This window comes from Methylobacterium sp. BTF04 (genome assembly GCF_010692745.1).
In the GTDB taxonomy this organism is placed as follows: domain Bacteria; phylum Pseudomonadota; class Alphaproteobacteria; order Rhizobiales; family Beijerinckiaceae; genus Methylobacterium.
Genome location: NZ_JAAHTB010000014.1, coordinates 73,668 through 96,420 on the forward strand (window position 1 = coordinate 73,668; position 22,753 = coordinate 96,420).

Consider the following 22,753-nt stretch of genomic DNA (forward strand, 5'->3'; position numbering starts at 1 on the left):
CAGCGCCGCCTGAGTCCCGATCCTCCGCGAGATATGCATTGGTGGCATACCAGGGCAATGGGATGTGATATACCAAGGTGCAGTGCAGCATGGCATAGAGACGATGCAACACGCCATGAGGGGCCACACCATGTTCGCATCCATCTTCGTTTCGGTCGCCAGCTTGATCGTCCTCCAGGTTCTCCTGGTGGTCCGCGTCGCTGATTGGCTCTCCACCAGCACCGATCGTCCGGCTACCGAGAGCCTGGATTTCGTCGATCGCTCGGCCGGCCGCTTCACCGGCATCGCCTAAGCTCCGGCCCTGATCGCGTCTCTCCTGACACAAAAGTGCGCGGCATCGACGGGGAGTCGACACCGCGCAAGGTGGGAGGAGAGAAAAAAGATCGAGCTTGCAGGACCGGACCCGGTCCGCGGGATCGCTACGCGGCGGCTATCTTCCGGATCGCGCCGATGGCACCCGATTCGGAAATGTTCAGACGCTCGGTCTCGGAATAGCCGAGGACGTCGCGCAGGATTTCGTCCGTATGCTCCCCGAGCAGCGGAGAGCGGGTCACGTCGGTGGCACTCGCCGAGAGCTTGATGGGATTGCCGACGGTGAGGTACTTGCCCCGCGTCGGATGATCGACCTCGACCACTGTCCCGGCCTTGCGCAGGGCTTGATCCTCGGCGATCTCCTTCATGGAGAGGATCGGGCCGCACGGGATGTGGAGCCCGTTGAGGATGTCCATGGCCTCGAACTTGGTCTTCGACATCGTCCAGGCTTCGATGCGGGTGAAGATCTCGTTGAGGTGCGGCAGCCGGGCCTTCGCCGTGGCGTAGTCCGGATGCGTCTTCCAAGTCGGCTCGCCGATGACGTCGCAGATCTTCTCCCAGACCGGCCCTTGGGTGATGAAGTAGATGTACGCGTTCGGGTCAGTCTCCCAGCCCTTGCACTTGAGAATCCGGCCTGGCTGGCCGCCGCCGGAATCGTTGCCCGCGCGCGGAACCGCGTCGCCGAACGCAATCCCCTCGCCGAACTGGCTGTATTCCTGGAGCGGCCCGCGCTCGAGCCGTTGCTGATCGCGCAGCTTCACCCGGCAGAGATTGAGCACGCTGTCCTGCATGGCGCAGTCCACCCGCTGTCCCAGGCCCGAATGGGTCCGCTGATAGAGGGCGGTGACGATCCCCAATGCCAGGTGAAGGCCCGTGCCGGAATCGCCGATCTGGGCGCCGGTCACCATGGGCGTGCCGGTGCGAAACCCGGTGGTCGAGGCCGCGCCGCCGACGCATTGGGCGACGTTCTCGTAGACCTTGCAATCCGCATAGGCGCCGGGGCCGAAGCCCTTGACCGAGGCCAGGATCATCCGTGGATTGGCCGCGTGGATCGCCTCCCAGGTCAATCCCATCCGAGTGAGCGCGCCGGGGGCGAAATTCTCGACGAGGACGTCGCATTCGGCCACCAGTCGCCAGAGCACCTCGATGCCCTTCGGGTTCTTGGTGTCGAGGGTGATCGAGCGCTTGTTGTGGTTCAGCATCGTGAAATAGAGGCTGTCGACGTCAGGGATATCCTGAAGCTGCTCGCGCGTCGCATCGCCGGCGCCGGGGCGCTCGACCTTGATCACATCCGCTCCGAACCAGGCCAGCAACTGCGTGCAGGTCGGACCGGACTGGACATGGGTGAAGTCGAGGATCTTGACGCCTTCGAGGGCTTTCATGGGCTCACCCGTTCATTGGGGAGGAAGAGGCAAAGCGGTGCCGTCGAACCCTCCACCGATCGCCTGCGAGAGAAGGACACCTCCCCTCTCCATAAAGGGAGAGGGGAGGTGTCAGGGACGCGGCGTTACTTCTTGCGGACGATGCTCTGCGGATTGAGGCTGCCGATATTGCCGCTCTCGGTGCCGGCCTTCGGATCGATGACCGCGTTAATCAGCGTCGGACGGCCGGAATCCATGGCGGCGTTCACGGCCTGGGAGAGTTCGTCCGGCGTCGTCACGTTGACGCCGACGCCACCGAAGGCCTCCATCATCTTGTCGTAACGCGAATCCTGGACGAACACGGTGGTGGCGGGATCGCGCCCGGTGGGATCGATGTCGGTGCCGCGGTAGATGCCGTTGTTGTTGAAGACCACGATGCAGACCGGCAGGTTGTACCGGCAGATCGTCTCGACCTCCATTCCGGAGAAGCCGAAGGCGCTGTCGCCTTCCACCGCCAGCACCGGCTTGCCGGTCTCGACGGCGGCGGCGACGGCAAAGCCCATGCCGATGCCCATGATGCCCCAGGTGCCGACATCCAGGCGCTTGCGCGGCTGATACATGTCGATGATGCCGCGGGCGAGATCGAGGGTGTTGGCGCCCTCGTTCACCAGGATCGCGTCGGGGCGCTCCTTGATGATGGTCTTGAGCGCGCCGAGGGCCCCGTGGAAGTCCATCGGCGCGGAATTCTTGCGCAGCTTCGACGCCATCTTGGAGAGGTTCTCCTCCCGCTTGGCACTGATCGCATCGGTCCAGGCAGTCGGAGGAACCGCCCAGCCTTCGCCCATGCCGGCCAGCAGAGCATCGACGCAGGAGCCGATATCGCCGACGACGGGGGCGACGATCTCGACGTTCGAGTCCATCTCCTTCGGCTCGATGTCGATCTGGATGAACTTCTTCGAGCCGGGGGCACCCCAGGTCTTGCCCTTGCCGTGCGACAGGAGCCAGTTGAGGCGGGCGCCGATCAGCAGGACGACGTCGGCATCCTTCAGCGCCAGCGAGCGCGCGGCGCCGGCCGATTGGGGATGCGTATCGGGAAGCAGGCCCTTGGCCATGCTCATCGGCACGTAGGGAATCCCGCTGGTCTCGACCAGTTCACGGATGGCGTCGTCGGCCTGCGCGTAGGCCGCGCCCTTGCCGAGCACGATCAGGGGACGCTTGGCGCTCTTCAGCACATCGAGCGCGCGGGTGATGGCCGAGGGGGCGGGCAACTGCGCCGGAGCGGCGTCGATGACCTTGACCAGCGACGCGGTGCCGGCCTGCGCATCCATCACCTGCGAGAACAGCTTGGCGGGGAGATCGAGATAGACGCCGCCCGGGCGGCCCGACACGGCGGCGCGAATCGCCCGCGCCACGGCGATGCCGATATCGGCGGCGTGCAGCACGCGGAAAGCCGCCTTGCACAGGGGCTTGGCAATGGCGAGCTGATCCATCTCCTCGTAGTCGCCCTGCTGCAGATCGACGATCTCGCGCTCGGACGAGCCCGAGATCAGGATCATCGGGAAGCAGTTGGTGGTGGCGTTGGCGAGGGAGGTGAGGCCGTTGAGGAAGCCGGGCGCCGAGACGGTAAGGCAGATGCCGGGCTTCTTCGTGAGGTAGCCGGCGATGGCGGCGGCGTTGCCCGCATGCTGCTCGTGACGGAACGAGATGACGCGCATGCCCTCGGCCTGCGCGATCCGGCCGAGATCGGTGATCGGAATGCCGGGTACGCCGTAGATCGTGTGGATGTCGTTGAGCTTGAGCGCCTCGATGACGAGATGGAAGCCATCGGTCAGTTCGGGCTCGTTACCGATCTCGGCGGACTCGTCGACGATACGCTGTGCCGATGCGGACATGTCATTTCCTCCTGTGATAGTCTTGTTTTATTGTTGTGGCGTTGGCGGACCTGAGTGGGCGGCTCTGGGCTGCCCAAGTCATTCGCGATCTTCCGGAGGGCGGAGGCTTTTGCCTTCAATGCCGTCGCGGACGGGGTAGTTTTACGCAATTACGGCCCGATGCGGCCGCAGACCTACGTCGCGACGACGGGCGACTTGGGCCGAACTAATGCGGAATCTACGGTTCGATCCATAGAACGTCTCCCAAGTCTCGGCGCAGCTGGCTCGTCTGCGCCGTCATCATCGAAACGACTTGCGCTCGATGCTTCAAAATCTTTAAGAGAAGGCCGCATTGCGTGTCGAACATTGCATGGCGGCAATGCGCGTGCGGTCTCTTCTCTGTTCAAGAATGTTGGCATACCAAATACCAGGTGTCAAACATCCAGGGCGTCCGTGGATCCGCGCGTCCGACGCCTTCGACCGGGACACCGGCAATCGGACCGGGCATCTGTGGTTCGGGATCGGCAGGATCGGGCGACGGATCATCGATCAGCGGATCTGCCGGATTGCTGTGGACAGCGACACAGAGACTTAACGTGATCTTGATCTACGCAATTCCTTGTATCTCAATGTCAAATTTGGCATGGTCCAGAATATGCGTACTCGGCGTCGGGTACCCTCTTTAAATTTGTCCAGGTGCGATGATGGTCAAGTCTGATACATTTCAAGTAAAGCCTATTGCCGCGACTTCGAGCTTGCGGGCGCTTGCCTATGATGCGCTCAAAGAAGCAATTACCAATATGAATATCTACAGCCAGCGCGAGGAAGTCCGTCTCGACGAAAGAAAATTATCCTTGAATCTCGGCGTCAGCCGCACGCCGGTGCGCGAGGCACTCACGGTGCTGGAGCAGGAAGGGTTCGTCCGCTTCGAGGCGCGCCGCGGAGTCTTCGTCATCAAGAAGACGAAGCAGGAGATCGTCAGCATGATCCAGGCCTGGTCGGCACTGGAAAGCATGGCCGCCCGCCTCGCCTGCGAGCGCGCCACCGACGAGCAACTCCACTGCCTGCGCGAGCATTTTCCCGAATTCTACGAGGGCCGTCCATCCGATCACCTCGACGAGTATTCCGAGGCGAATATCCGCTTCCACCAGAAGATCATTTCGCTCGGTCAGTGCGACGTGATCAAGGACATCACCAGCAACCTGCTGATGCATGTCAGGGGTATCCGGAACACCGCGCTCCGGCAGGGTGATCGCGCCGCGAACTCGATCAAGGAGCACGTGCAGATCATCAAGGCCCTCGAGGCGCGGGACGCACTCCTCGCCGAGCGCCTGGTGCGCGACCACGGCCTCGGTCTCGCGAGCCACGTGGAGAAATACGGCGACTACCTCGACTGACGGTCGGACACCGTCGATCAGGGAGCGTCGGACGGACGGCCGAGCCGACCGGCGAGCCCATCGAATACCGCGCGCACGAGGCGCGACAGAATAGCGGGACGATAGCCGGCATCGCGCCAGTACAGGGCGATCTGGACCGGAAGATACACGGCTTGGCGCAGCTTCCAGCGCAGCGGGATATGCCCGAGGCGCCAGCCATAGACCGAGTTGCGCAAGTAGGTCGCCATCCGGAACAGCGGTTGACGCGGCATCGCGATGCCGAGGCGCGGAGCCCGGATGATTCCGGCCCCGACCCGGTGCCCGATGGTGACGTCCTGCGTCATCCAGCAGCCATAGCCGGCGGCCCAGGCCCGGAAGCACCATTCGAGCTCGACGGCGTCGATGAAGTAATCGACCCGGAACGGGCCGATCTGCTGGAACGCGGCCAAGTCGATCAGCGAACCGGATGTGGCCAGGAAATCCACCGGAACGAGGTCGCCGACGGCTTGGATGGCGGCCCGGCGGGAGTAGCGCGGCGCCTTGGCGTCCGGCTCGATCTGGCTCGGCCGTGGGCCGACGACGGCCATGGGTGGTGTTTGATCGCGCAGCCGTATGGCGGCGGCCTCGAGATCGCGGATCATCGACACGCCAGCCTGCGCATCCTGATCCAGCAGCAGCAGGGCGGTGGCACCGCGCGTGATCGCGGCCTCGGCCAGGGCGTTGAGGGCGGCGGCGATGCCGAGATTGCCTGCGGCGGACAACACCGCGACGCCGTTCCGCGTCAAGTCCGCGATGGCGTCTGGCGGGACCCCGCCGTTGTCGAACGCGATCACCGGATAGTCTGACGCGGCAGAGAGCGCGACGATCCGGGTGATCTGCTCGGGCGTCGAACGGAACAGGGTGAGACCGACACAGATCATCGTCACCGCATCACCCTATCGGCACGTCAACGTGTGGTATCGGCGCGGAATGCCCGAAGCCCGGCGCCACGGCTATCATCCGGCGGGTGGTTTGGCGACGCGGTCCAACGGTTGAGCATGAAATGCTCGCCGCATGACCGGATGGGAATGGTCGCCCCGGCGATAGTCCGGGCGCCGGGGCAAGCTCCCTCGGCCCAAGACGATGAAGCGCGATAAGCGTCGCCGCACGGGCCGGGGCCGTCTCCCGGCCAACCACTCGGTAACCATTGCGAGGCTAGGTCTGGACCGGCACGATCCTGGCAAACCGAGATGCTCCCGATGACACGAGACCAGCTTGCCGCCGAACTGATGCGCATCGCCAAGCTGCAGCTGAGCGACATCACCCGGGCCGTCAAGAATGGCGAGAAATCCATCGCCCTCAACGAGGTGCAGGACCTCGCCCGGCGTCTGAACCTGTTGTCCGACGCGGTCGCGGGCAAGCCGGCACCGGTGATCGCGCCCGTCAGCGACCTCGCCCATCAGTGACCAGCGGATCGGAATGGCGCGAGACGCGCAACGCCCGGTCGCGCGCCCGCCTGGAGCGCGCCCTGCCGGCGATCTTCCCGGGGCAGGTCCTGCATCACGCGCTCTCGCGTCCGCTGATCCCACCGACGCCGCGCCTCGCGGTCGAGAGCTATTGGCGCGCCCATATCCTGCGGGCGGATCGTCTGGCGCGGGCGCTTGCGGCCCGATCGGGCGAGCCGGAGGGATGGACCTGGCGGCTCGGCGCCGAGAAGGGCTCCGGGCTCGCCGCCACGTTCCGCATGCCGCCGTCCCCCTACCGGGAGCCGGCGCATACCCGCGGCCGCGGCCATTGCTGCATCTGCGGCCAGCCGGTCTTCCGCTTCGGCTGGCACACGGACCTATGGGGCGCCGGCGTCCCGAACAAGAATGCCGCCTGGCATTCGGCCTGCGTCACCGCCTGGAAGTTCTGGGTGGCGCCGAGCGATCAGGTGAAGGTGCTCAAAGCCCATCAGCGCCATCGCTGCTCCGCCTCCGGCAAGCGCCTGTTCAAGACCGCCGAGGTGGATCACCGCGTGCCGCTCTACCGGGTCTGGCGCGAGCATCGCGGCGATCCGTGGCCGATGCTTCTCGGATTCTGGGGCGCGCCCAACCTTCAGGTCGTGAACCGCATCGTCCACGTGGAGAAGTGCGGTGAGGAAGCGGGGGAAAGGGCCCGCCTCCGACAGGGCCTGATCCCGGATGTCGAAGCCTGAGCCCGGGGCGGGCTCGCAGCCCGCGCCTTCAGAGCACCGCTTCGATCAAGCCCAGGGTCTGGGCTTCGTCCGCCTCGATGTACCAGTTCTCGGGTGCGCGCCGGAGGACTTCGTCCATCGTCACGCGCGAGCCGACGAGGAGGTTGGCAAAGCCCTCGTTCTGAATCTCGATGGAGCATTCGAGCTCGTGCAGCGCCGCCTTCACGGTGGCGATGCAGGTGGTCAGCGGTCCGCTGAGCTTGAGCTCCTTGTTCATCTTGCGCTCGTGGATCATCAGCCGGGTACCCCGGGTCAGATAGCGATTGCCGCGGGCGAAAAAGCTCATGAAGGTGGTGCCGGCGGAATAGATCGCGGCCTTGCCCAGGAAGACGAAGCGGCGTTCCGGCGCCATTTCGCTGTTGAAGCGAATGTCCTCGCCCATCATGCGCGCGACTTCGGGGTCGCCGCCGAGGGTCGAGAGCTCGACCACCACCAGATCGTTCTGCGAGGCCTGATCGAGCTGGCGTCGAAAGCTCTTGTACATGTCATAGTCGACCGTGCCGGACATCAGAATCGCCGGAGCGGTGAATGCGGGCGGTGTCAGGCGGGTGGTGTCCATAACGGTCTCCTGGCGCCCCGGTTCCGGCCGGAGCGATCGACGGTGGGCCTCTGAGGCAGGCATGCCGCAGGAATGCACCATCGCGGCCAAAGCTCCCCTGGCGTCCCGGATTTTTGAGGATACCGGATCGGGGAGGGGGCGCAGCGTGCCTTACGCCGTGAGCAGACCGTGCGCCGCGATCGTTCAGCCCTTGAGGGCCGCCACGAGGCCGCGGGCGCCGGCGGTCACATCGGCCCAGGTCGTGTCGAAATCCGCATCGCCGCCATAATAGGGGTCGGCGACCGCCTCGCCGGACCGTCCCGCCGCATGGTCGAGCAGAAGCGACAGTTCGGCGCCACCCGGCGGCCGTAATCGCTCCAAGGTCGCGAGGTTGTCGCGGTCGAGGGCGACGATATGGCTGAAGCGTCGAAAATCCGTCGGGTCGACCTGCCGAGCGCGATAACCGGAGATGTCGACGCCGTTGCGGCTGGCCACCGCCTGCGCCCGCCGGTCGGGTGGATTGCCGACGTGCCAGGCGCCGGTTCCGGCCGAGTCCACCGCGACAGCGAGGCCGGCCTTCGCCGCCTCGCGTGTGAACGCGGCCTCCGCCAACGGCGAGCGGCAGATGTTGCCGAGGCAGACGAACAGGATCCTGGGGCCGCTATCGGGCATGCGTCGTCCTCGTCGGTCGGACTCGGACTGGGCGTCCGAGCCCCGATGCGCGGTCGTCGTCGACCGGTCGCCCGCCGAAATCGTCAAGCGTCGCGTTCGTCCCGATCGACGTTCAGCTCGACCTCGTCATAGGTGTAGCCTTCGAGCCAATCCGCGCTGTGCTGGGAACCGGCCGGATACGGGTTCGTCGAATCGGACTGGCCGGCGATCTTGGCCGCCTTGCCTTCGTCCATCTCCCGGTTGGTCTTGCCTGACATCGGATGCTCCTGCTGCAGACAGCGGTAGATATGGCGCCGTCCGGCGAAGGCGAGCGGGCCTAGCTGCGCCGCGTATCCGGCGACGGCCCCTGCCGCTTCGTATGGACGCGCCCCGGCCGTCGAGGGGCGATTTCCCTTGCCGGCGGCGGGAGGGGTGCCACCTTGCCGGGTCTGGGCCGTTTTGTGCGCCCAATCCCGGACCGCCACACGATGGGAGCGAGCCATGGGCATGGCCGACTATCTCGGACTCACCACCCTGGCCTTCCTCGCACCGATGGCGCCGGAATGGCCGGTCCGGCGCGCGCCACCGAAGGGCAATGGCTGGATTCTCGGCCTGTCGGCCGGGTTCCTGCTGCTGGTGACCCTCGTACCCCTCAGCCTGGCGTTGGCCGAGAAATGGGCGATGGACGATTTCGGGGCGGCGTGCCGCACCTCCGGCGGGAAAGTCAGCTACATCCCGGCCGATGATGGGCGGCCTTATCGGTGCAATGCGCCAAAGCCGTGAGTCGCCCGCCCCTCAGCGCTTGACCACCAGCCCGGGAATCGTGGTCCCGGTCTCGCCGAAATTCGCCACCGCGCGGGCACAGCTGGCGGGCGTGTCCTTGGTGTAGATCTCGGTATAGGCCCGCGAGCGCAGCAGCAGATCGCCCTTGGAGAGATCGTCGAGCGCGACGCCGAGGCCGGCGACGACGGTCTTGAACCGCTCGTAATCCGGCTTCACCTCGGGGCAGGCGTTTTGCACGAAGAACAGCAGGCCCGCGAGCTTGGCGGCGCTGTTCTTCTGGCGGTCGGCCTTGGTCTCCGGCGGCGGGTTCTCGGGGGCCGGCGGAGGCGGTCCACCATCGGGGCCGGACTGCGCGCCGACAGGGAGGGTCATCGCGGCGAGCAGCAGCATCGCCGCCAGGGCCTGCTTGGGCATGGTCGTGTTCCTCGCTCTAATTTCTTGTCGTTGTCGCGTCAGGGTGTGGCGCCTCTCAATTGGAGAGAAGCCCCGCCCGGACCAGTGCCGCGCCGAAGCCCGCGAGCGGCACCGTGATCACGCTGGGCTCCTTGGCGTCGGGCTTCATCGCCGAGATCGTCAGGTTCTGCGCAGTCTTCATCGTATCGGTGGCGAGCGTCGGCAGGCTGACGGGCACGAGGCAGCCGTCGATGGTGCAGGACAGGAACGGCGCGCCCTTGCCCATCACCGCCTCGTCGAGCTTGAACGACACGCCGGGTTCGAGATTGAAGCCGAGCGGCATCAGGATCAGCCCCTGCGCGCGACCGTCGGCCGGGCTCCGGATTTCGATGGCGAATTCGCGCCGACCCTTGGTTCCCTGCGACTGAAGCAGGGTGCACTCGGACTTGTTGTCCTCGCGGGTGCAGGTGACGGTCCAGGTGCCATAGGTCTCGCTCACCGAAGTCGCGCCCGGCGGCCAACCGGTCACCGGGTTGGCCGGCGCCGCGGCGGCACTCGCTGGTGCGGGTTTGGCCGGAGCGGCCGGCTTCGGCGGCGGCGGTTTGCGCTGGCGCGGCTTGGGCGCCGGCTCAGCGGCGGGCGCAGGCTCGGACGCGGTGTCTTCCTGCGCGAAGGCCGGAGCGGACGCGCAGGCGAGGAACGCGAGTGCGACGAGCGGACGGGCAAATCTAGTCGGTGACAAGCAGCGGCTCCGGGGCTTCCAACGCAAGGGTTGGTTGCCCCGTAGTCTCGCAAACCGAGCGACGCAATGGAAAGACCGGCAAGTCCGGCGGGGGAATGTGCCGAACCGGGGGCGCTCAGCGGCGCGGCTCGATCTTTCCACCGGGATCGATGGCCTGAAGCTCGTTGGGGCCGAGACCGACTACGGCCGGGCCCGGCGGCTGATTCTGGCCGCGGGCGCGGTTGGCGAGCGCGACGGTGAGCTTCTCGGCTGGCTCCGACTGCATCAGCGCGAGAACCTCCGCCATCTTGCGCGGATTCATGACGAGGACGATCGGCACCAGCACCTCGAGGGACAGGCGGTCGAAGACGCGGGCGGCGTCCTTCGGCTTCATCGTCTCGTACATGGTGACGATGTTCTTGAGGCCGGTCTTCTCGAGCTCGGCGCGCGAGCCCGCTCCGCCCTCGGCCTTACCCTCGCCCTGCTTGAGGGTGTCGACCCCCTCCTCGAGCTTGCGTTCCGCCGAGCCGAGAAGCTGCTCGCGCAGGTCGAGGGCATCGCTGCGCTGCTTCAGGGTTTCACGCCGGGCCGACAGACGCTCCAGGATCGCGCGCTCCGAGGCCGGCATCGCCTCGGGCGGCGGGGGCGCGCGCATCGCCGCCTGCTCGGGCTCGGACGCCGCGGCGGGCTTCTCCGCCTCCTTGGGCGTCACCGAACCAGTGGTGGCGGGGTCGGCGGGCTCGTAGCCGCTGCGGGCCTTGGCGAGCACGCGGGCGAAATCCGGCAGCGGCGCGCCCGGCACCGGGCCGGATTCCTCCATCGCGATCGCCGAGAGCTTGAGCACGAGCAGGGCCGCCGCCGCGAGCGTCACCGCATCGATCAGGCGCAGCCTGAACGGGCGTGGCTCCCGGTACCGGACGAGGCGGCCGGGCTTCTTCATGCGGCTTTGCTGCGCAGGCGGCCGAGGGCACGCTCGGACATGGCGAGGGCGGCAGCGGCGGCGACGCCGAGGCGCTCGCCGTTCGGGCTCACGGCGGCGGCCGGGCTGGAACTGCCGGAGCCCGCGGAGGTGGATTGGGGCCGGAACTGCGGCACCACGATCGCGGGGTCGACCAAGGCAGGCGCGGCGCGGCGCTCGGGCGCAGGGGAGGCGGGAGCTTGCGTCATGGTCCGCGACACCGCGCGGCCGGGGGCGGCCTGGGACACGATGGCCGAGATCCGCGCGATCACCGATTCACCGGCCTCGACATGGGCGGAGAGATCGGCCGCATAGCGCTCCGCGGTGCCGAGGCGGTCGGCCAGCGTCCGGTCGCACTCGTCGAGGGTGGCGCGCAGGCCGGCGATCGCCCGTTCGGCGGTGGAACTCGCCATCACGAGGTCGCCAATGGTCTGGCGCAGGGCGGTCTCGTCGGCCTTCAGCTTCACGATGCGCCGGCTCAGACGCACCGACGAGACGATGGTGGCCACCAGGAGGATGGCGACGAGGATGTCGGCGGCAAGCGTGACCAGGAGGCTCATGATCGTCGCGTCACCCGTCGTTGCGGTTGTTCATGGAGGCCTCGAAGGCCTGGAGCGTGGTGCGCGACCGGCGCAGGGGCCGGGTGAGCTGCACCGCGATGTTGTCGTCGATCCGGCCGATCCGCCCCTGGGTCAGGGCCCAGTCGCCGCAGCGGACGTTGATCAGGTCGGAGGGCTTGGTGTCGAACATCAGGGTGTCGCCGACCTTCAGCGACAGTACCTTCTTGAGCGGCAGCATCATCTCGTGCAGCACCGCCTCCATGGACGATTCCGCCTGCCAGATCTCGGTGGCGAGATGGCTCTCCCAGGTATGATCGCGGCCGAGCTTCTCGCCCATGAAGCTCTGCATGAGCAGTTCACGGATCGGCTCGATGGTGGCGTAGGGGAACAGGATCTGGAGAAGGCCGCCGCGGCCGTCCATGTCGAGCTTGAGGCTGATCAGGATCGCCGCATTGGCCGGGCGGGTGATGGTGGCGAAGCGCGGGTTGGTCTCGATCCGGTCGATGGCGAAGCGCACCGGCGAGAGCGGCTGGAACGACAGTTCGAGGTCCGCGAGGATGATTTCCACGAGACGCCGCACGAGCTGCATCTCGATGGTGGTGAACGGCCGCCCATCGAGGCGGGTCGAGGTACCGCCGCGCTTGCCGCCGAGCAGCAGGTCCATGGTCGAATAGGCGAGATTCGATTCCACCGTGACGAGGCCGGAATTCTCCCAGGCGTCGGCGCGGAACACGCCGAGCAGGGTCGGCAGGGGAATCGCGTTGAGGTAGTCGCCGAACCGGACCGAGGTGATGTTGTCGAGGGTCACCTCGACGTTGTCCTGGAAGAAGTTGCGCAGGCTCGTCGACAACAACCGGATCATCCGGTCGAAGACGATTTCCAGCATCGGCAGGCGTTCGTACTGGACGACGCCCGAATCGACGATGGCGCGGACGCCGCCTGCGCCCGAGGCCGACAGCTCGCGCAGGGAGAAGCCGAGGACGCCGTCGATCTCGTCCTGGTTGAGGATGCGGTCGTTGCCGGCGAGCTCGGGGAGGTTGTCGGTCTCCCCGTCCTCGATCATCGTCGCCCATTCGGCGGCGACGTCGCTGGCATGGGTGGTGGTGCCCTGCTCGGCCAGAGCCGCGCCCCACTCGTCGGCGAGCGAGGATTCGCCGCCCTCCTCATTCTGCGCGATGAGAGCGGCGGCCCAGTCGTCCTCTTCGATTTCGTCGGGTCCGGCCATGATCGTCTCGAAAACTCGGCGGCGGGCTGAAGGGGCGGCTCGGGAGGCTTACGGGAACAGCGCGGTGGCTACTGGACGATCACGTCCTTGAAGAGCACCGCCTCGGCGCGGGCCGGATGGATCGCGAGGTTGACCCGCCGCAGCAATTCCTCGCGCAGGCGGTAGATGCCCGCTGATCCGGTGAGGTCGCTCGCGCGCAATTCGCGCAGGTAGACCTGGAAGGTGTCCTCGATGCGCGGCATCAGGGGCTTCACCTCCTCCTCGACCTTGGCGTCCTTGAGTTCGATGGCGAGCTTGATCTTGGCGAATCGCCCCTTGTCCGAGCCCGGCTCGGCAGCGAGGTTGATCATCATCTCGCGCACGTCGAGGAAGACGATCGGCTTCTTCATCTCGACCTTGGCGGTCTCGTCGTGTCCGTCGCCGGACTTCTTCTTCATCAGGAAGAACCCGCCGCCACCGAGCAGCAGTACCGCCACGGCGCCGATGATGATGATGATGAGCTTCTTCTTTCCGCCCGCCGGGGCTTCGCCTTCTTCGCCCTCGACGGCTACTTTCTTGGGCTTCTTGGCCATCGTCTGAAAAGCCCCCGGAGGTCGTCGCTGCGCGGCCCTGTGCTCGTGGCGATGGCCGCATCGACCGGTATCGGGCGGTTACGGTTAACGTGTCGTTAAGGCGGCAAAAACTGCCGGGCCGGACTTGCCGCGCGGACACCATTGGCATGGACCCGGCAACTCATACGATAGTCCTAAGTCGTTCTATTGGCGAGAAAAATTCGATTATTCTTAACTGGCACGGCCCGTGCGGACAGTCTCTTCGTCGCCGCTCGTCGAGACTGGGTCAGTGTCATGCAGAACGCATTGTTCGTGGGGGTTTCGAGCCAGGTCGCGCTTCAGCGCGAACTGGACGTCATCGCCAACAACATGGCCAACGTCTCCACCAACGGCTTCAAGGCGCGCAACGCCCGGTTCCAGGAATACCTGATGCCGGTGGCGAGCGCCGAATCCTTCCAGAAGCCGGACCGGCGCGTGTCCTACGTCATCGACCAGGGCACCGCCCTCGACCTGGCTCAAGGGCCGATCGAGCAGACTGGCAACCCGTTGCACGTGGCAGTGCGCGGCGAGGCCTTCCTCGTCGTCCGCACCCCATCGGGCGATCGCTACACCCGCAACGGCGCCTTCGAGACCGACGCGCAGGGCACATTGGTGACCAGTGACGGCTATCCGGTGCAGGGCGATGGCGGTCCGATCCAGATCGGCCCTCAGGAGACCGGTACCGCGATAGGCCCGGACGGCACCGTCTCGACCAATCTCGGCATCCGCGGTCGGGTACGGCTCGTCACCTTCGCCAACCCGCAAGCCCTGACGAACGAGGGTGCCAACCTCTACGCCTCCACCGCAGCGCCGACACCGGCCGGACTTCTCGGCCGCGTGGAATCGGGGGCGCTCGAACGCTCCAACGTCAAGCCGGTGGTCGAGATGACCCGCCTGATGGACGTGAACCGCACCTACACCATGGTCTCTGGCGTGATCTCGCGCCTCGACGACCTGCGGGGCACGGCGATCCGCCGCCTCGCCGACGTCGCATAAGGATTTCCAGCGATGCGCGCGCTCTACGCTGCCGCCACCGGCATGGCGGCCCAGGAACTCAACGTCCAGGTCATCTCGAACAACATCGCCAACCTTCGGACCACTGGCTACAAGCGCCAGCAGGCCCACTTCCAGGATCTGCTCTACCAGAACCTGCGCCGGGCCGGCTCCTCCACTTCCGACCAGAACACGCAGCTCCCGGCGGGCCTCGCCATCGGTTCGGGCGTGAAGACGACCTCGACCGCGCGGATCATGTCGCAGGGCACGCTGACCTCGACGGAGAAGGACTACGACGTCGCCATCCGCGGCGAGGGCCTGTTCCGCGTGACGATGCCGGACGGACGCACCGCTTACTCACGCGACGGTTCGTTCGACCTCTCCGCCCAGGGCCAGCTCGTCACCCGCGATGGCTACCTCATCGATCCGGGCATCACGGTGCCCAACAACGCCACCTCGGTGACGATCAGCGCGCAGGGCGCGGTGCAGGCCACCGTCCCGGGCCAGACCGCGCCGCAGGCGCTCGGTCAGTTCCAGCTCTCGCGCTTCGTCAACAAGGTCGGCCTCGAATCCATCGGCGACAACTTGTTCATCGAGACCGCGGCGTCCGGTCCCGCCATCAGCGGGCTGCCGGGAGCCGAGGGCTTCGGCAACCTGCAGCAGAGCTATCTCGAAGAAGCCAACGTCAACGCCGTCACCGAGATCTCGTCGCTGATCGCCGCGCAGCGCGCCTACGAGATGAACTCCAAGGTCGTCACCGCAGCCGACCAGATGCTGTCCACCACCTCGCAGATGTTCCGCGGTTGATCGAAGGCGAGAGATCGTAGCCATGACCATGCAAGCCCTGAGACAGATCACCTACACGCCCCGGCCGCGCGTCGCCACGCTGAGCCTCGGCATCGTCGGGCGCGCCTTGTTCGCCCTGACCGCGCTCAGCGTCATGACGGTCTCGGTGCTGGCAGAGGGCGGTCCAATGCGCCTGCGCGGCGACGTGACCGCCCGCGGCGATGTGCTGACCCTCGGCGACCTCGTCGAGGGCGCGTCCACCGAGGTCGCCGCGCGCCCGATGTTCCGGGCGCCGGGCCTCGGCGCCACAGGGACGATCCAGGCCCGGCGCATCGCCGATGCGGTGGCGGCGCTGGGGCTCGGTGAGATCGAGACCGGCGGGCGCATCCAGGTCGCGGTGCAGCGCGCCGCCCGCCGGGTGGTGCAGCCGGAGATCGAAGCGGCCCTCAAGCGTGCCCTGGAATCCGCCTATGGCCTCGATCCGCGCAACCTCGCGATCCGGATCGACGGCGAAGCGCCGGTGCTGCTCGCCCCCGTCGACCTCGCCGGTCAGGCCACCGCCCTCGACCTCAGCTACGATCCGCGCTCCCGCCGGGTGGCCGCTCTCATCACCCTGGGCGAGCGCCAGGCCTCCCTGCGCGTCTCCGGTCAGGTGATGGAAATCCGCGAAGTGGTGGTGCTCGGCCGCGCGCTCAACCGCGGCGAGGCCATCAATGCGGCCGACATCACCATCGAGCGCAGGCCCAAGGAGGCGTCCCCGGTGGACGCGCAGGCCGGCCAGGGCGGCCTCGCGGGTCAGGTCGCTCAGCGTTCGTTGAGCGCCGGCGCGGTCTTGCGGGCGGGCGACCTCGCCCCCCCCGATCTCGTCGCCCGCGGCGAGGCGGTCACCATCGTGTTCGATTCGCCCGGCCTCAACCTGTCCCTGCGAGGACAGGCCAACGAGGGCGGACGCCTGGGCGCGACGATCACCGTCACCAATCCGGTCTCCAAGAAGATCATCCCCGCCACCGTGATCGGTGCCGGCCGCGTCTCGGTGGGGCCGCCGCCGAACGCGGTGATGCGACAGGCCAATGCCGCTCTCGACGGTCCGGCGCTCCGGCCCTGATCCGACCCATCCGCTTTTCCCGAATGCCAACGGCACGGTTCCGATGACCCTTCGCGTCCGCTCCGCCCTCACCGTCGCCCTGCTGTGCGCGGGTCTGCCCGCGTGCAACACCGTCGATCGCCTGTCGCAGATCGGCGCGACGCCGGCGCTGTCGGCGATCGAGGATCCCACCGCCCAGGCCGGCTACAAGCCGGTGCGCCTGCCGATGCCCGACATCCAGCCGGTGTCCTATGCGCCGAATTCCCTGTGGCGGACCGGCTCGCGGGCGTTCTTCAAGGACCAGCGCGCGGCCCGGATCGGCGACCTCGTCACCGTGAAGGTCAACGTCACCGACAAGGCCAACCTCAACAACGAGACCAAGCGCTCGCGCTCCAACGCAGAAGGCTTCGGGCTGCCCAACGCCTTCGGTCTCGAAAAGGCCGCCGCCGTGGCGGCCGCCGGCATCTCGCCGGATAAGCTCCTCAATGCGACGTCGACGAACTCGAGCGACGGCGCCGGCTCGGTTCAACGCAACGAGACCGTCACCACCAACATCGCCGCCATCGTCACGCAGATCCTGCCCAACGGAAATCTTGTGGTGGAGGGCAAGCAGGAGATTCGCATCAACTTCGAGGTGCGCGAACTCGTGGTCGCCGGCGTGGTACGGCCCGAGGACATCGAGTCCGACAACACCATCGAATCGACCAAGATCGCGCAGGCGCGCATCGCCTATGGCGGCCGCGGCCAGATTTCCGACGTCCAGCAGCCGCGCTACGGCCAGCAACTCGTCGACGTGCTGCTGCCGTTCTGAAGGTTTCGGAAGAGCCTTAGCGAATCGGGCCGGATAGTGCTTCCGGCCCGATTCTCCGATCGATCGTTGTCACGCCACGTCTCGAAGCGATTTTCTAATCGTCGCGATAGACCCGCTCGCGGCGTTCGTGGCGCTCCTGCGCTTCCAGCGACAGGGTCGCGATCGGGCGGGCGTCGAGCCGCTTGAGGGAGATCGGCTCGCCCGTCTCTTCGCAGAAACCGTAGGTGCCATCCTCGAGCCGGGACAGCGCCGCATCGATCTTGCCGGTGAGCTTGCGTTGGCGATCGCGCGCGCGCAGCTCGATCGAGCGATCGGTCTCGGACGAGGCCCGGTCCGCCAGATCGGGGTGGTTCTCGTTCTCGGTCTGCAAGGCCACGAGGGTGTCCTGGGCCTCCCGCAGGATATCGGTTTTCCATCCGACCAACTTGCGTCGGAAGTACTCGCGCTGCCGATCATTCATGAAAGGCTCGCTCTCGGTCGGCACGTATCCGTCCTCGATCGTAATTTTCGCCATTCGCGCCTCTCGCAGCCGGTCTGCGACGATGTCAGGCGAGGCTATAATGCAGGGTGGCGGCGACCACAACGGTGGGGCAGGGGCCCGAAGCCCGATCCCTACGGATGATTTTCGCGCTGCGACAAACACGCAACGGCTGTAGGGAAAATCATCTGCTTGCCATCGGCACACGGACGCGACGGCGCCAGGCCGCAGCCGCGCAACCGCAGTGCATTATCGTGCCTGCCGGCTAACTTTGCCTTCCGGGAGCAAAATCCACGCCCGAGGGTTGCGAAGCCGCGATCAGAACTGGAAGTAAATGAACGCGTAGTTGGCGTCGTCCCCAATCTTGAGGAGAACGACGACGAAGACCGCCGCCACAAGGCACGCGAGCCGCCGGGTGGGGGCGAGCCGGTGCACGGCATCCCAGGCCGTGGGGCCGAAAAGCGCCACCGCGGCGGCGGGAAGGAGGGTCCGCCAGGCGAATCCGCCGCCCGTCGGTGCATGGCCGAGAAGGGCCGCGACCAGAGTGTGGACCGTCGCGAAATCCGCGGCGCGAAACAGAATCCAGGTCGTCGCCACGAATGCGAAGGTCAGCCCCCAGCCGAGTGCGGCCGGCATCCCGAAGCCTGTGCGCCGCCACAGCACCCCGAGACCGAGGGCCAGCCCGTGTGCCGCCCCCCAGGCGACGAAGGTGAGGCCGGCGCCGTGCCAGAGCCCACCCAGCGTCATGGTGGCGAACAGGGCGGCGATCTGGCGGGCCAGCCCGTGCCGGTTTCCGCCGAGCGGGATGTAGAGGTAGTCGCGCAGGAAGCGCGACAGGGTCATGTGCCACCGTCGCCAGAAATCGCTCAACGACACGGCGCGATAGGGTGCATCGAAATTCTGCGGCAGCACCACGCCGAACAGCAGCGCGATCCCGAGCGCCATGTCGGTGTAGCCGGAGAAATCGAAGTAGATCTGAAAGGTAAAGCCGATCAGCGCCTGCCACGCCTGGACCACCGTCACGAGGTCGCCGGTGGCCGCGGCCTGGAAGATCGGGTTGACCGTCGCCGCCAGCGGATCGCCGAAGAACACCTTCTTGGAGAGCCCGATGCAGAGCAGCATCAAGCTGCGGCCGAAGCGCTCGGCCGCATCGGGCCGGGCATAGGGCCGCTCCGCGAACTGGTGCATCACCTCGCGCCAGCGCACGAGCGGGCCGGCCAGCACCTGCGGGAAGAAGGCGATGTAGAGCGCATAGGCCGTCAGGCCGTAGGCCGGGGCGCGTCCGGCTCTGAGGTCGGCGAGGTACATCACGTGATGGAACGTGAAGAACGAGATGCCGAGGGGCAGGACCCAATCGGCATGCGCCAGCGGAACGCCGGGAATCAGCGCGGCGAGGTCGGCCAGGAAGTTCAGGTATTTGAAGCCGGCCAGGACCGCGAGGTTGCCGACGATCGCCAGCGGAATCAGGCCGCGGGCGCGGGTGCGCAGGAAGGCCCGCGCCACGAGCCAGTTGGCCAGGATCGAGCCGGCGAGCAACGGCACGAAGCGCATGTCCCACCAGCCATAGAACACGAAGGACAGGGCCAGCAGGAGGCCCGGGCGCCATTCCGGCCGCCAGCGCGCCACGAGCCCATGCAGCGCGAGGGCGATGGGCAGGAACGCGAGCAGGAAGGCGTAGGAGTTGAACAGCATGCGAGCCGGAGGGTGGGCGCCCCGGCCGCGCATCCGGGTTCAGAACGGACGGTTGGGGTCGGGCGGCTTGTCCGGGATCGACGCGAGGGCGTCAACACGATCGACCGGGCCGTCGCGTCGACGGTCACTGTCGAGAGTGTCAGGCCGCCTGCGCCATCGACAGCTTGGCGAGTTCCACGGCGGCCCGCAATTCGATATCGGCGATGAGGGCGTCGAGGCGCGGGTCACCGCTGGTGCCGGCCCGGTCCGCGAGGCGTCCGGCGATGGCCTGAAGGTCGCCGGTCGAGACCCGGCCCATGATCAGCGACGCCTTGAGGCGGTCGAGGCCGTCGAGCAGATCGTGACCGCGCTTGGCCGAGCGCCGGCGGCGCTCGTCGGGCGTGTCGCTCTGCGTCTGAAGGGTGAGGATCGCGTCGAGGCCTGCGAGCGAGGATGGCGGGGTCGCGGCCGCGCTCGTCTGCATCGACACGGTCGACCCGAGGGCGAAGGCCTGGGTGGAATCCGGCCGGCGCGGCGAAGCGGCGGGGCCGGCAGTCTGGGCGACGAAGCGAGTGTCGACACGCATGGGCAGGCGACCGATCCGGGATGGGCGGGACGCCATCCTGTTGTCCGGCAGAATCCGGCCGGCGTAGTTAACCGACGGTAAATGCCCCGGCAGAAGCTGCCGGGTCGGCAGGAAGCGCGTGTGCCGGAAGGCCGACGCGGTCTCGGCCTTGCAAAAATAATCGATACAAATCAACGGGATATTGAAACGCGGCGCTTGGCACGCTCCTGGCAGATTGCTCAGGGAAGATCGTTCGACGACCTGTCCTCCATCGAAACGCACCATGCGCATTCAGATGCCCGGCCCATCCAGACTTGTTCGCCTCGCACGCATTTTTGCGGCGATGCTGATCCTGGTCCTCAGCCTGCCCGGCGAGGCGTTCGCGCTGTCCCGTGTGAAGGACCTCGCCAATATCGAAGGCGTGCGCCAGAACCAGCTCGTCGGTTACGGCATCGTCGTCGGCCTCAACGGCACAGGCGACACCCTCAACAACATCCCGTTCACCAAGCAATCGCTTCAGGCGATGCTGGAGCGCCTCGGCGTCAATACACGCGGCGCGACCATGCGAACCCAGAACCTGGCCGCCGTGATGGTCACGGCGAACCTGCCCCCTTTCGCCACGCAGGGCACCCGGATCGACATTACCGTGTCGTCCCTCGGCGACGCCAAGTCGCTTCAGGGCGGGACCCTCGTCGCGACGCCTCTGCTGGGGGCGGATGGCGAACTTTACGCGTCGGCCCAGGGGTCGGTGGCCATCGCCGGCTTCTCGGCCGAAGGCGATGCGGCCAAGATCACCCGTGGTGTGCCCACGAACGGCCGCGTGCCCAACGGCGCCCTCATCGAGCGTGAGATCGCCTTCAAGTTCAAAGACATGCTGACCCTGCGCCTCTCGCTGCGCAACCCCGACTTCACCACCTCGAAGCGCATCGCCCTGGCGATTAATGACTTCATGGGCTCAGACACCGCCGAGCCCACCGACCCGGCGACGGTGACCCTCCAGATCCCGGCGAAATACGCCGGAAACATGGTCCGGCTCATCACCGAGGTCGAGCAGCTCAAGGTCGAGCCGGATCAGACCGCGCGGGTGATCGTCGACGAGCGCTCCGGCATCATCGTCATGGGCCGCGACGTCCGGGTGTCCACCGTCGCCATCGCCCAGGGCAACCTCACGGTGACGATCACCGAGCAACCGCAGGTGAGCCAGCCGGCTCCGCTCTCCAACGGCGCGACCACGGTGGTGCCGCGCACCGGCGTGAAGGTCGATACCGGCGACGGCAACAAGCTCGCGGTGGTCAAGGAAGGCGTGACGCTGCGCGAGCTCGTCGACGGCCTCAACGCCCTCGGCATCGGCCCGCGCGACCTGATCTCGATCCTGCAGGCGATCAAGGCCGCCGGCGCCCTCCAGGCCGACATCGACGTGATGTGATGTCCGATACCTCCTTCAGTTCCGCCCACGACGTGAGGTGATTCCCATGCTGTTCGCTCCTCTCGCGGCCACCGCTGCCATCGGCGTCGGAAAGGCCATCGTCGGCGAGATCGCCAAGGCGGTGTCCGGTGCGGGCAATGCCGAGACCGGCGCCACCGCGACGACCACCGCTGCCAAGGCGGCGAACGAAGCCAAGGCGCGCAAAGCGTCCACCGACTTCGAATCGATGTTCCTCGAACAGACCGTCGATCGCCTCGCCCAGTCCGAGGGCACCGAAGGGCCGCTCGGCGACAGCGGCACGGGCGGCGGCGTCTACCGCTCGATGCTCACCAAGGAATATGCCGGCCAGATCGTGAAGAGCGGCGGCGTCGGCATTGCCGATCAGGTGTTCCGCGAGATGATGAAGATGCAGGAGGGAACCCGTGTCGGCGCCAACTGAGAGCCAATCCGTTCGGGTCGTCGACCGCGCCGGTGCCGTGGCGCTGGTGGCCGGCATCCTGGCGAGCCTCCAGGCCCTCGAGGCGGTGATGGGGCGCGAGAGCGACCATGTCCGCCGCGGCCGCCTGCGCGAGGGCCTGGCCGAGACCGAGCACAAGACCGCCCTCTCGGCGGCCTATCTCCAGGGCCTGGAAGCGGCCAAGGCCAACGCCATCGCCCTGTCCCGCTTCGCGCCGGAAGGCATCGAGAGCCTGAAGGCGGCCCACCGGCGCTTCACCGTCATCGTCGAGACCAACCAGATGGTGCTCGCCACGGCCCGCACCGTCTCCGAGAGCCTGGTGAAGACGCTGGCGGAGGAGATGAACCGCGCGCGCACGCCGACGATCTACGGCCGGCCCTCGCACGCCCCATCCCCCTACGGCCGCGGCGGCGGCGGCTACAGCCAGCCGCTGATTCTGTCGCGAAGCCTGTAAGGGCGGACCGAGCCCGCTTCAGCGGTGCGCCGATCCCGTCCGCACGAAGGTGCGCACCGGCCCGTAATCGGTCTCGGTGCGGGTATCGATGGCGAGGCGCGCCAGATTCGGCGGGATCGGCGAAGGGGCCTTGTGGGCCCCCCGCAGGTCGATCCCGGCCGCGACCCGGCCACTGAGGCGGATGCAGGTGGCGCTGCCGGGAATACGGACGAAGCCCGCTCCGTGTTTCGGGCAAGGCCGCATGGCCTCCTGCGCCGGACGGACGGGTTCGGCGGCGTTGGCCGCAAGGGCGGACCAGCCGCTCAAGACGACCGCCGCGAACGCGATACCTCTGCGTAAAATCCTCGATCGTGCCACGGCATCCATCCCCGATCCGGTCCCCATCGGATTAGGCGATCCCGGCGGTTTGGCCAAGCGCGGCGCGCCTCGGCCAGGTCTCGCGTGCCAGGTCTCGCGTGCCAGGTCTCGCGTGCC

Annotated in this window: 28 protein-coding genes; 12 read left to right on the forward strand and 16 right to left on the reverse strand. The window is 67.0% G+C overall.

Translation table 11 applies throughout. From position 1 onward, the window contains the following. Positions 1 to 130: 130 nt before the first annotated feature. Positions 131 to 292 (forward strand): hypothetical protein, encoded by a 162-nt coding sequence (locus G3T14_RS24705; protein ID WP_204262790.1) that lies wholly within the window; start codon positions 131 to 133, stop codon positions 290 to 292. A gap of 127 nt (positions 293 to 419) precedes the next feature. On the opposite strand, the gene frc is transcribed toward G3T14_RS24705, so the two are convergent. Further along, positions 420 to 1,694 (reverse strand): formyl-CoA transferase, encoded by a 1,275-nt coding sequence (gene frc / locus G3T14_RS11065; RefSeq protein WP_163642598.1) that lies wholly within the window; start codon positions 1,692 to 1,694, stop codon positions 420 to 422. 125 nt (positions 1,695 to 1,819) lie between these two features. Continuing rightward, positions 1,820 to 3,565, reverse strand: a complete 1,746-nt coding sequence (gene oxc / locus G3T14_RS11070; RefSeq protein WP_163642599.1) for an oxalyl-CoA decarboxylase — start codon at positions 3,563 to 3,565, stop codon at positions 1,820 to 1,822. A 683-nt stretch (positions 3,566 to 4,248) separates the two neighbouring features. On the opposite strand from oxc, the gene G3T14_RS11075 reads away from it, so the two are divergent. Beyond that, positions 4,249 to 4,941 (forward strand): GntR family transcriptional regulator, encoded by a 693-nt coding sequence (locus G3T14_RS11075; protein WP_163642638.1) that lies wholly within the window; start codon positions 4,249 to 4,251, stop codon positions 4,939 to 4,941. A gap of 17 nt (positions 4,942 to 4,958) precedes the next feature. Here the strand turns inward: G3T14_RS11075 and G3T14_RS11080 are convergent, their stop codons facing one another. Beyond that, positions 4,959 to 5,840, reverse strand: coding sequence for a glycosyltransferase family 2 protein (locus G3T14_RS11080; protein ID WP_163642600.1), 882 nt, complete (start codon positions 5,838 to 5,840; stop codon positions 4,959 to 4,961). 318 nt (positions 5,841 to 6,158) lie between these two features. Between G3T14_RS11080 and G3T14_RS11085 the strand changes: the two genes are divergently transcribed. Then, a complete protein-coding gene (locus G3T14_RS11085) occupies positions 6,159 to 6,365 on the forward strand; it encodes a hypothetical protein (RefSeq protein ID WP_163642601.1) in 207 nt (68 codons plus the stop codon). Beyond that, on the forward strand, positions 6,362 to 7,096 hold the full coding sequence (locus tag G3T14_RS11090; RefSeq protein ID WP_163642602.1) for a hypothetical protein: 735 nt from the start codon (positions 6,362 to 6,364) through the stop codon (positions 7,094 to 7,096). The genes G3T14_RS11085 and G3T14_RS11090 overlap by 4 nt, the downstream gene beginning before the upstream one ends. 28 nt (positions 7,097 to 7,124) lie before the next feature. Here the strand turns inward: G3T14_RS11090 and G3T14_RS11095 are convergent, their stop codons facing one another. From G3T14_RS11095 to G3T14_RS24710, 3 genes are all read right to left on the reverse strand, one after another. Further along, on the reverse strand, positions 7,125 to 7,694 hold the full coding sequence (locus G3T14_RS11095; RefSeq protein ID WP_163642603.1) for a peptidase S14: 570 nt from the start codon (positions 7,692 to 7,694) through the stop codon (positions 7,125 to 7,127). Between the two features lie 183 nt (positions 7,695 to 7,877). Next, positions 7,878 to 8,345 carry a low molecular weight protein-tyrosine-phosphatase gene (locus G3T14_RS11100; protein ID WP_163642604.1) on the reverse strand — a complete coding sequence of 156 codons (468 nt, stop codon included), beginning with the start codon at positions 8,343 to 8,345 and terminating at the stop codon, positions 7,878 to 7,880. A gap of 83 nt (positions 8,346 to 8,428) precedes the next feature. Continuing rightward, positions 8,429 to 8,602, reverse strand: a complete 174-nt coding sequence (locus G3T14_RS24710) for a hypothetical protein (RefSeq protein WP_204262791.1) — start codon at positions 8,600 to 8,602, stop codon at positions 8,429 to 8,431. 223 nt (positions 8,603 to 8,825) lie between these two features. On the opposite strand from G3T14_RS24710, the gene G3T14_RS11105 reads away from it, so the two are divergent. Further along, positions 8,826 to 9,107, forward strand: a complete 282-nt coding sequence (locus G3T14_RS11105; protein ID WP_204262792.1) for a hypothetical protein — start codon at positions 8,826 to 8,828, stop codon at positions 9,105 to 9,107. Between the two features lie 12 nt (positions 9,108 to 9,119). Here G3T14_RS11105 and G3T14_RS11110 read toward each other — a convergent pair whose 3' ends face one another. From G3T14_RS11110 to fliL, 6 genes are all read right to left on the reverse strand, one after another. After that, the gene (locus G3T14_RS11110) at positions 9,120 to 9,521 is read right to left on the reverse strand and encodes a hypothetical protein (RefSeq protein ID WP_163642606.1); all 402 of its coding nucleotides are present in this window, start codon (positions 9,519 to 9,521) and stop codon (positions 9,120 to 9,122) included. A 55-nt stretch (positions 9,522 to 9,576) separates the two neighbouring features. Further along, complete coding sequence (locus G3T14_RS11115) at positions 9,577 to 10,242, reverse strand: invasion associated locus B family protein (protein ID WP_163642607.1); 666 nt, start codon at positions 10,240 to 10,242, stop codon at positions 9,577 to 9,579. A gap of 115 nt (positions 10,243 to 10,357) precedes the next feature. Next, on the reverse strand, positions 10,358 to 11,161 hold the full coding sequence (locus tag G3T14_RS11120; RefSeq protein WP_163642608.1) for a hypothetical protein: 804 nt from the start codon (positions 11,159 to 11,161) through the stop codon (positions 10,358 to 10,360). Continuing rightward, positions 11,158 to 11,739: a DUF6468 domain-containing protein gene (locus tag G3T14_RS11125; RefSeq protein ID WP_204262793.1), complete on the reverse strand. Its 582-nt coding sequence runs from the start codon at positions 11,737 to 11,739 to the stop codon at positions 11,158 to 11,160. The genes G3T14_RS11120 and G3T14_RS11125 overlap by 4 nt, the downstream gene beginning before the upstream one ends. 10 nt (positions 11,740 to 11,749) lie before the next feature. Then, positions 11,750 to 12,964: a flagellar motor switch protein FliM gene (gene fliM / locus G3T14_RS11130; protein WP_163642609.1), complete on the reverse strand. Its 1,215-nt coding sequence runs from the start codon at positions 12,962 to 12,964 to the stop codon at positions 11,750 to 11,752. A 68-nt stretch (positions 12,965 to 13,032) separates the two neighbouring features. Then, complete coding sequence (gene fliL / locus G3T14_RS11135; RefSeq protein ID WP_163642610.1) at positions 13,033 to 13,536, reverse strand: flagellar basal body-associated protein FliL; 504 nt, start codon at positions 13,534 to 13,536, stop codon at positions 13,033 to 13,035. Positions 13,537 to 13,809: 273 nt separating this feature from the next. On the opposite strand from fliL, the gene flgF reads away from it, so the two are divergent. From flgF to flgH, 4 genes are read left to right on the forward strand one after another with little or no spacing between them, the layout of a single operon-like run. Further along, the gene (gene flgF, locus G3T14_RS11140; RefSeq protein WP_163642611.1) at positions 13,810 to 14,550 is read left to right on the forward strand and encodes a flagellar basal-body rod protein FlgF; all 741 of its coding nucleotides are present in this window, start codon (positions 13,810 to 13,812) and stop codon (positions 14,548 to 14,550) included. Between the two features lie 12 nt (positions 14,551 to 14,562). Continuing rightward, a complete protein-coding gene (flgG, locus tag G3T14_RS11145; protein WP_163642612.1) occupies positions 14,563 to 15,354 on the forward strand; it encodes a flagellar basal-body rod protein FlgG in 792 nt (263 codons plus the stop codon). A gap of 28 nt (positions 15,355 to 15,382) precedes the next feature. Beyond that, positions 15,383 to 16,438, forward strand: coding sequence for a flagellar basal body P-ring formation chaperone FlgA (gene flgA / locus G3T14_RS11150; protein WP_163642640.1), 1,056 nt, complete (start codon positions 15,383 to 15,385; stop codon positions 16,436 to 16,438). 43 nt (positions 16,439 to 16,481) lie between these two features. Then, positions 16,482 to 17,228 carry a flagellar basal body L-ring protein FlgH gene (flgH, locus tag G3T14_RS11155; RefSeq protein WP_163642613.1) on the forward strand — a complete coding sequence of 249 codons (747 nt, stop codon included), beginning with the start codon at positions 16,482 to 16,484 and terminating at the stop codon, positions 17,226 to 17,228. A 94-nt stretch (positions 17,229 to 17,322) separates the two neighbouring features. On the opposite strand, the gene dksA is transcribed toward flgH, so the two are convergent. The 3 genes from dksA to G3T14_RS11170 all read right to left on the reverse strand — a co-directional run bounded on the left by dksA (position 17,323) and on the right by G3T14_RS11170 (position 19,963). Beyond that, the gene (gene dksA / locus G3T14_RS11160) at positions 17,323 to 17,742 is read right to left on the reverse strand and encodes an RNA polymerase-binding protein DksA (protein WP_163642614.1); all 420 of its coding nucleotides are present in this window, start codon (positions 17,740 to 17,742) and stop codon (positions 17,323 to 17,325) included. Between the two features lie 282 nt (positions 17,743 to 18,024). Next, positions 18,025 to 19,398 carry an MBOAT family O-acyltransferase gene (locus tag G3T14_RS11165; protein WP_163642615.1) on the reverse strand — a complete coding sequence of 458 codons (1,374 nt, stop codon included), beginning with the start codon at positions 19,396 to 19,398 and terminating at the stop codon, positions 18,025 to 18,027. A 139-nt stretch (positions 19,399 to 19,537) separates the two neighbouring features. After that, on the reverse strand, positions 19,538 to 19,963 hold the full coding sequence (locus G3T14_RS11170) for a flagellar assembly protein FliX (protein WP_163642616.1): 426 nt from the start codon (positions 19,961 to 19,963) through the stop codon (positions 19,538 to 19,540). 322 nt (positions 19,964 to 20,285) lie between these two features. Here G3T14_RS11170 and G3T14_RS11175 point away from each other — a divergent pair, with 322 nt between their 5' ends. From G3T14_RS11175 to G3T14_RS11185, 3 genes are read left to right on the forward strand one after another with little or no spacing between them, the layout of a single operon-like run. Then, positions 20,286 to 21,368 (forward strand): flagellar basal body P-ring protein FlgI, encoded by a 1,083-nt coding sequence (locus tag G3T14_RS11175; protein ID WP_246733241.1) that lies wholly within the window; start codon positions 20,286 to 20,288, stop codon positions 21,366 to 21,368. A 37-nt stretch (positions 21,369 to 21,405) separates the two neighbouring features. Next, the gene (locus tag G3T14_RS11180; RefSeq protein WP_163642617.1) at positions 21,406 to 21,807 is read left to right on the forward strand and encodes a rod-binding protein; all 402 of its coding nucleotides are present in this window, start codon (positions 21,406 to 21,408) and stop codon (positions 21,805 to 21,807) included. Next, positions 21,791 to 22,279, forward strand: coding sequence for a hypothetical protein (locus tag G3T14_RS11185; protein ID WP_163642618.1), 489 nt, complete (start codon positions 21,791 to 21,793; stop codon positions 22,277 to 22,279). The genes G3T14_RS11180 and G3T14_RS11185 overlap by 17 nt, the downstream gene beginning before the upstream one ends. A gap of 18 nt (positions 22,280 to 22,297) precedes the next feature. Here G3T14_RS11185 and G3T14_RS11190 read toward each other — a convergent pair whose 3' ends face one another. After that, the gene (locus tag G3T14_RS11190; protein WP_246733225.1) at positions 22,298 to 22,585 is read right to left on the reverse strand and encodes a porin; all 288 of its coding nucleotides are present in this window, start codon (positions 22,583 to 22,585) and stop codon (positions 22,298 to 22,300) included. Positions 22,586 to 22,753 lie beyond the last annotated feature (168 nt).

What these genes read in the sequence shown, in the direction of transcription:
- G3T14_RS11165 (WP_163642615.1), bottom strand. Translation starts at nt 19,398, where the DNA reads ATGCTGTTCAACTCCTACGCCTTCCTGCTCGCGTTCCTGCCCATCGCC.
- G3T14_RS24710 (WP_204262791.1), bottom strand. Translation starts at nt 8,602, where the DNA reads ATGTCAGGCAAGACCAACCGGGAGATGGACGAAGGCAAGGCGGCCAAG.
- G3T14_RS11125 (WP_204262793.1), bottom strand. Translation starts at nt 11,739, where the DNA reads ATGAGCCTCCTGGTCACGCTTGCCGCCGACATCCTCGTCGCCATCCTC.
- G3T14_RS24705 (WP_204262790.1), top strand. Translation starts at nt 131, where the DNA reads ATGTTCGCATCCATCTTCGTTTCGGTCGCCAGCTTGATCGTCCTCCAG.
- flgG (WP_163642612.1), top strand. Translation starts at nt 14,563, where the DNA reads ATGCGCGCGCTCTACGCTGCCGCCACCGGCATGGCGGCCCAGGAACTC.
- G3T14_RS11100 (WP_163642604.1), bottom strand. Translation starts at nt 8,345, where the DNA reads ATGCCCGATAGCGGCCCCAGGATCCTGTTCGTCTGCCTCGGCAACATC.
- G3T14_RS11080 (WP_163642600.1), bottom strand. Translation starts at nt 5,840, where the DNA reads ATGATCTGTGTCGGTCTCACCCTGTTCCGTTCGACGCCCGAGCAGATC.
- flgF (WP_163642611.1), top strand. Translation starts at nt 13,810, where the DNA reads ATGCAGAACGCATTGTTCGTGGGGGTTTCGAGCCAGGTCGCGCTTCAG.
- flgH (WP_163642613.1), top strand. Translation starts at nt 16,482, where the DNA reads ATGACCCTTCGCGTCCGCTCCGCCCTCACCGTCGCCCTGCTGTGCGCG.
- frc (WP_163642598.1), bottom strand. Translation starts at nt 1,694, where the DNA reads ATGAAAGCCCTCGAAGGCGTCAAGATCCTCGACTTCACCCATGTCCAG.
- G3T14_RS11175 (WP_246733241.1), top strand. Translation starts at nt 20,286, where the DNA reads ATGCTGATCCTGGTCCTCAGCCTGCCCGGCGAGGCGTTCGCGCTGTCC.
- G3T14_RS11105 (WP_204262792.1), top strand. Translation starts at nt 8,826, where the DNA reads ATGGGCATGGCCGACTATCTCGGACTCACCACCCTGGCCTTCCTCGCA.
- fliM (WP_163642609.1), bottom strand. Translation starts at nt 12,964, where the DNA reads ATGGCCGGACCCGACGAAATCGAAGAGGACGACTGGGCCGCCGCTCTC.
- fliL (WP_163642610.1), bottom strand. Translation starts at nt 13,536, where the DNA reads ATGGCCAAGAAGCCCAAGAAAGTAGCCGTCGAGGGCGAAGAAGGCGAA.
- G3T14_RS11085 (WP_163642601.1), top strand. Translation starts at nt 6,159, where the DNA reads ATGACACGAGACCAGCTTGCCGCCGAACTGATGCGCATCGCCAAGCTG.
- G3T14_RS11120 (WP_163642608.1), bottom strand. Translation starts at nt 11,161, where the DNA reads ATGAAGAAGCCCGGCCGCCTCGTCCGGTACCGGGAGCCACGCCCGTTC.
- G3T14_RS11110 (WP_163642606.1), bottom strand. Translation starts at nt 9,521, where the DNA reads ATGCCCAAGCAGGCCCTGGCGGCGATGCTGCTGCTCGCCGCGATGACC.
- dksA (WP_163642614.1), bottom strand. Translation starts at nt 17,742, where the DNA reads ATGGCGAAAATTACGATCGAGGACGGATACGTGCCGACCGAGAGCGAG.
- oxc (WP_163642599.1), bottom strand. Translation starts at nt 3,565, where the DNA reads ATGTCCGCATCGGCACAGCGTATCGTCGACGAGTCCGCCGAGATCGGT.
- G3T14_RS11170 (WP_163642616.1), bottom strand. Translation starts at nt 19,963, where the DNA reads ATGCGTGTCGACACTCGCTTCGTCGCCCAGACTGCCGGCCCCGCCGCT.
- G3T14_RS11095 (WP_163642603.1), bottom strand. Translation starts at nt 7,694, where the DNA reads ATGGACACCACCCGCCTGACACCGCCCGCATTCACCGCTCCGGCGATT.
- G3T14_RS11075 (WP_163642638.1), top strand. Translation starts at nt 4,249, where the DNA reads ATGGTCAAGTCTGATACATTTCAAGTAAAGCCTATTGCCGCGACTTCG.
- flgA (WP_163642640.1), top strand. Translation starts at nt 15,383, where the DNA reads ATGCAAGCCCTGAGACAGATCACCTACACGCCCCGGCCGCGCGTCGCC.